General features: G+C 57.1%; 3 protein-coding genes. 2 read left to right on the top strand and 1 reads right to left on the bottom strand.

Going from position 1 to position 5,389, the window contains the following annotated elements:
• Positions 1–38 precede the first annotated feature (38 nt).
• A complete protein-coding gene (locus tag HLUSI_RS0119370; RefSeq protein WP_016835523.1) occupies positions 39–2,573 on the bottom strand; it encodes an EAL domain-containing protein in 2,535 nt (844 codons plus the stop codon).
• Positions 2,574–2,869: 296 nt separating this feature from the next.
• Here HLUSI_RS0119370 and HLUSI_RS0119365 point away from each other — a divergent pair, with 296 nt between their 5' ends.
• Together HLUSI_RS0119365 and nosR are read left to right on the top strand one after the other, a co-directional pair.
• Complete coding sequence (locus tag HLUSI_RS0119365) at positions 2,870–4,201, top strand: ATP-binding protein (protein WP_016835522.1); 1,332 nt, start codon at positions 2,870–2,872, stop codon at positions 4,199–4,201.
• Positions 4,202–4,233: 32 nt separating this feature from the next.
• The coding region (nosR, locus tag HLUSI_RS0119360; protein WP_016835521.1) for a response regulator c-di-GMP phosphodiesterase, NosR family at positions 4,234–5,389 on the top strand (1,156 nt) is incomplete at its 3' end.

Genomic DNA, 5,389 nt, shown 5'->3' with positions numbered 1-5,389 from the left:
TCGCGCCGCAAGGCAAGGCCCGGCGGCGCCAGGGTGAATCAGGGGCGCAGCGTCGCTTCGAACTTTTCGAAAGCCTCGTGGATGACGGCTTCCAGTTGTGTGTTGTCCCAGGGCTTGACGAGGAATTTATAGATGGCGCCCTGGTTGATCGCCTGTGTGACCGCGTCCAGGCTGGCCTGGCCCGTCAACATGATGCGCACGGTGTCGGGAAACATGTACCTGACTTTTTCCAGCAGCTCCGTGCCCGGCATGTCCGGCATTTGCTGATCCGTCAGGATCACGCCGATGTGATGGCGGGACAGGATGTCGAATGCATCGGCGACCTTGCTGGCGGTAAAAATCTGGTAGCCGGAGCGGCCCAGTACCCGTTTCAGCGCCGACAGGATATTCACTTCATCGTCGACGATCAGCAGCGAACGCGCATACGGCAGGCGACGGATGGCATCCAGCGGCAGGGAAACATCGCGCGCGAGAAACGATGTGCATTCTTCAGCCGACATCGCTGCACTGAAATAATAGCCCTGGATTTTGTCGCAGCCTTCCGCGTGCAGCAACTTGAGTTGATTGATGGTTTCCACGCCTTCCGCGATCACCTCGAGGCGCAGGCTTTTCGCCAGTGCGATTACGGACCGGCAAATGGCCAGGTCGTGAGGATCATTGACCAGGTCGCGCACGAAAGATTTGTCGATCTTCAGCCGGCCGACGGGGAAACGTTTCAGGTAACCGAGATTCGAGTATCCGGTGCCGAAATCGTCGATCGACAACGTCACGCCGATCTTGCGCAGGTGGACCATGATCGCAATGCTCTTTTCCGGATCATCCATCGACACGCTTTCGGTCAGCTCCAGTTCAAGATGCCGGGCGTCGAGCCGGGATTCTTCCAATATGTGGCCGACCAGCACGCGCAGGTTCTGTTCATTGAATTGCATCGCGGACAGGTTGACGGCGATGGTCACTGGCGGCAGGCCCTGGTCTTGCCATTGCTTGCATTGACGGCAGGCGGCGCGCAGTACCCACTCGCCCAATACGAGGATGGTTTCGGACTCCTCGGCCAGTGCGATGAATTCTGCGGGCAACAGCAAGCCCCGCTCCGGGTGGCGCCAACGCACCAGCGCTTCGAATCCGGTTATTTTCCCGTTCTTCAACGACACCTGAGGCTGGTAGTGCAAGACCAGTTCCTCGCGCTGTATGGCCTGGCGTAGCTGGTTGGCCAGGACGTGGCGCGCGGCGATTTCCTGATTGAAGCTGCGGGTATAGAAGTGGGTATGCTCATACGCATTACCTTGCGCACGATGCAGGGCCACCTCGGAAAAATGGAACAGCGATTCGGCCGACCGGGTATCGTCGGGATAAAGCGCAATACCGATCTTCGGCTGGAGATGGATCTCCTCCTGGCCGGGAATCGAATAGGGCGCTTCCAGCGTGCGCAGCAGATGTTGCACGACTGCGTCGATGTCTTCCCGCTTCACGTGTTCGATCAGCACGGCGAAGACGCGATCGGCATATTGTGCGATGGTGGTCGGTCCGGGCGGTTTCCATGCCTGCAATCGCCCGGCAATGGCGATTGCCAGCGCGACCCCGGCCTGGGCGCCGAGTGCATCGCGCAGACGCGCCAGTCCATTCAGCTCCACCAGGATATGCACCACCGAACCTGCCTCCGGATCGTGGCGCAATGCCGCCTGCTCGAGGCGATCGCGCAAGACCGCCCGATTCGGCAATCCCGAGATCTGGTCGAAATGGCTAAGGCGATAGACTCTTTCTTCCGCTTCCTGCCATTGCGTAATATCGATGCCGCTCAGGATGAAGACGGTCTTGAAGTAGTCATTCTCCAAGATACTGAGCGAACAGAGCAGCGTCCGGATTTGTCCGTTCCTGGTCAACCATTGGTTCTGGAACTGCAGCGGGAAGGCCGAGCGGTCGGCGCTCAGATAGCGCTCTTTCTCGCTTTGCGCTTGCGTCGGGGGGAAGAAAATATCCCAGAAGCAGAGTCCCTGGATGTCGTCGCTTGCATGGCCGGTGGCTTTTTCGCCAGCCTGGTTGAAACGCAATATGCGGCCTTGCGCATCCAGCATGACGCCGACGGCACCGGCGCTGTCGAAGACCGCCGACAACAGTTTGCTTTCCGCAGACAGGATTTCCTCGGTCCTGCGCCGGATCGCGCGTTGGTGGGATTCCTGCAGCGCACGCCGGACCGAAGATGGCAAACGCGCAATGTTGTCTTTCAATACATAGTCGTAAGCGCCTTGTCGCAATGCCTGAATGGCAAGTTCCTCGCCGATGGTGCCGGAAACGAAAATGAAGGGGACGTGAGGAAATTGTTCACGGGTAATTTTCAGCGCGGCCATGCCGTCGAAGTTGGGCAGGGAAAAGTCGCACAGGATCACGTCTGCCGGGGTCTGCAGGGCAGTCAGAAAATCGGCCTCGGTGTCCACGCGCAGCAGGGAAGGCGCGAGACCGGAGCGGCGCAGTTCCTGCTGGACCAACTCGGCATCGTCGACGACGTCCTCGACAAAAATGATCCGGAGGTTCTCTTCCGAGTAAGACGGATGTTCTGAAAGGGCTGCTTTGTACATGGTGCCTATGAAAGAAGAATGAACCAATGAGCAACGCGCGACATTTCAATGGCAACCAGTGCGGTAGGTTTTGTTGAGCTATGTTATTCCGATAAGAAGTGAAAGACAACGCAGAAGAAAATTGAATTGCCGAGCAGTAGTTTTACTGATAATAATGTGATCTATCAACGTAAGTATCGTTGAGCAAGGGGAATCCAAAGTCGAGAAAATAAGAAAGTATCAAGTTCGGCTCCGGCGTCACCGCTGTGCCTGTTAAGACTGTTGACGGACGTTCGCAGGGCCTTCGCATAGTTCTCATGACACAACAATTCGAAACGTTTGAATCGAGCCCCTTGTCATCGGCCGACAGGGTGGCCGACGTCGCGCCGGTGAATATCGCACAGCGATTTGAATACCTGATTGCCAACACCCCGGCAATTATTTACAGCAGCGTGCCGTCGGGCGATTTCAAAATGACCTTCGTCAGCGAAAACGCCTCCCGCGTGCTGGGCTACGATCCGAAGGAGATGGTTGCAGATCCCAATTTCTGGTTCGATCACATTCATCCTGACGACGCGCCGGACATTTTTTCCAGCCTCGCCATGTTGTTCGTGGAAGGCGAGCGCGCCTATGAATATCGTTTTCTTACCAAGGACAAACGGTACTTGTGGATGCACGACAGCTTGCGCCTGATCCGCGACGAGAATAACAACCCGGTCGAAGTCATCGGCTCGCTGACCAATATCACGGAACGCAAATTGATGGAAGAGGCATTGCAGCGCACCGGCGAAGAGCAACGCAGCCTGATCAACAAGCTGAAGGAAGCGCAAGAGCAATTGCTGCAGTCGGAAAAAATGGCCTCCATCGGCCAGCTTGCCGCCGGCGTCGCGCACGAAATCAACAACCCGGTCGGGTTTGTCAGTTCCAACATGAAATCGTTGCAGACCTATGTCGACCAGTTGCTGGAGGTCATCGTGCGGCAGGATGCATTGCTATCGGATGACAGCCTGGGCGAGGACTTGCGGCAACAAGCGCGGCAGTTGAGCGCCAGCGCCGATCTTGCATACCTCAAAGGCGACGTGGTCGAGTTGATCACCGAATCGCTGGAGGGCCTGAAACGGGTCAAGGACATCGTCCAGTCGCTCAAGGATTTTTCCCATGTGGGGGAAAGCGATTGGCAAATGGTGGACATCCGGAAAGGTCTGGAGAGCACCATCACGATCGCCAACAACGAGCTGAAATACAAGACCGTGATCGAGCGGCAATACGGCGAGCTGCCATTGATCAAGGGACTGGCGTCGCAGCTGAATCAGGTATTCATGAACTTGTTGGTCAATGCCGCGCATTCATTCGCCGAGCGCGGCACCATTCGCATTCGGACGGAATGCAAAGAGGATTGGGTCTACATCCAGGTGGAGGACACCGGCTGTGGTATTCCTCCGGAAAACCTGTCGCGCATCTTTGAACCGTTCTTCACGACCAAGCCCATCGGCAGCGGCACCGGGCTCGGTCTGTCACTGTCTTATGGGATCGTGCAAAAGCATGGCGGTCGCATTGATGTCCAGAGCGAGGTTGGCGTAGGCACGTGTTTTACCGTGTGTCTGCCGGTGACTCAGATCAAGGAAACACTCCAGCAGGACGCTGGTTGAAATACCAACGCATATAGTCAAGAGGATCTTGTATGTCGAATATCGCTATTGCCGCCACTGATACGAATACGGAAAATGCATCGCCGCCGCCGGTGGTCCTGCTGGTCGACGACGAGGCCAGCATCTTGTCGTCCCTCAAGCGCGTGTTGCGTCCGAAGGGATATACGTTGATCACCGCAGAAAGCGGCGCCGACGGCTTGCGCTTGCTGGAAGAACATCCGGTGGACCTGATCGTCTCCGACATGCGCATGCCGGAGATGAGCGGCGCCCAGTTTCTCGGCAAGGCCAAGGAGCGTTTTCCTGAGGTGATGCGGATCTTGCTGACCGGCTATTCTGAAATCACGGCGACGATTTCCGCCATCAATGACGGCGGCATCTATCACTATCTGCAGAAGCCGTGGGACGAGCAGGATCTCCTGCTGACGATACAGCGTGCGCTGGAACAGCAACATTTGAAAAAAGAAGCGGTGCGGCTCAACGAACTTGTGCGCAAGCAGAACGAAGAGCTCCAGACGTTCAATGCGCGGCTGGAAAAGCAGGTCCAGGCGCGTACCGAAGAAATCCGCCAGACCGTGATGTTCCTGGAAAACAGCCAGGATGAGATCAAGCTCAATTTCCTGACGATGCTGAAAGTCTTCTCGAACATGATCGAACTCCGTTCAGGAATGCTCGGCGGGCAATCGGATCGTGTCAGCGCGCTGTCGCGCAAGCTCGGGAAAAAATTGAAATTGCATGACGTACAGTTGCAGGATCTGTCGATCGCCGGGCTGCTGCATGCGATCGGCAAGATCGGCCTGCCCGACGAGCTGATCCGCAAGCCGCTGGAAAAGATGTCGGGTGAAGAGTCGCGCAGCTTCATGGCGCACCCGGTGAAGGGGCACATGGTGCTGACGCCGGTGAGCGCCTTCGACGAGGTCGGTCACTTGATCCTGTATCAATATGAGCGTTACGACGGGCGTGGTACTCCCGAGGGAAAGAGCGGCGAGGCCATCCCTCTTGGCTCGCGCATTCTGGCGGTCGCGCGCGATTTCGAGGCGCTGCGTTCCGGCGCGATTGCCACGTTGCCGCTGCCGCTCGACAAAGCCGTCCAGCTGATCAAATCGCAAAGCGGTCACCGCTATGATCCGGAGGTGGTGCTGAATTTTATCGCCTTGGTCGAAGAGGGCGATTCCGCCGTGGCGGAACGCG

Origin of the sequence: Herbaspirillum lusitanum P6-12 (assembly GCF_000256565.1) — a bacterium.
Taxonomy (GTDB): domain Bacteria; phylum Pseudomonadota; class Gammaproteobacteria; order Burkholderiales; family Burkholderiaceae_D; genus Herbaspirillum; species Herbaspirillum lusitanum.
Note: the sequence above shows the minus strand (reverse complement) of the source record. Positions and strands in the feature narration are given on the sequence as shown.

Coding starts and splice junctions, on each gene's coding strand:
- HLUSI_RS0119365 (WP_016835522.1), top strand. CDS start 2,870: ATGACACAACAATTCGAAACGTTTGAATCGAGCCCCTTGTCATCGGCC.
- HLUSI_RS0119370 (WP_016835523.1), bottom strand. CDS start 2,573: ATGTACAAAGCAGCCCTTTCAGAACATCCGTCTTACTCGGAAGAGAAC.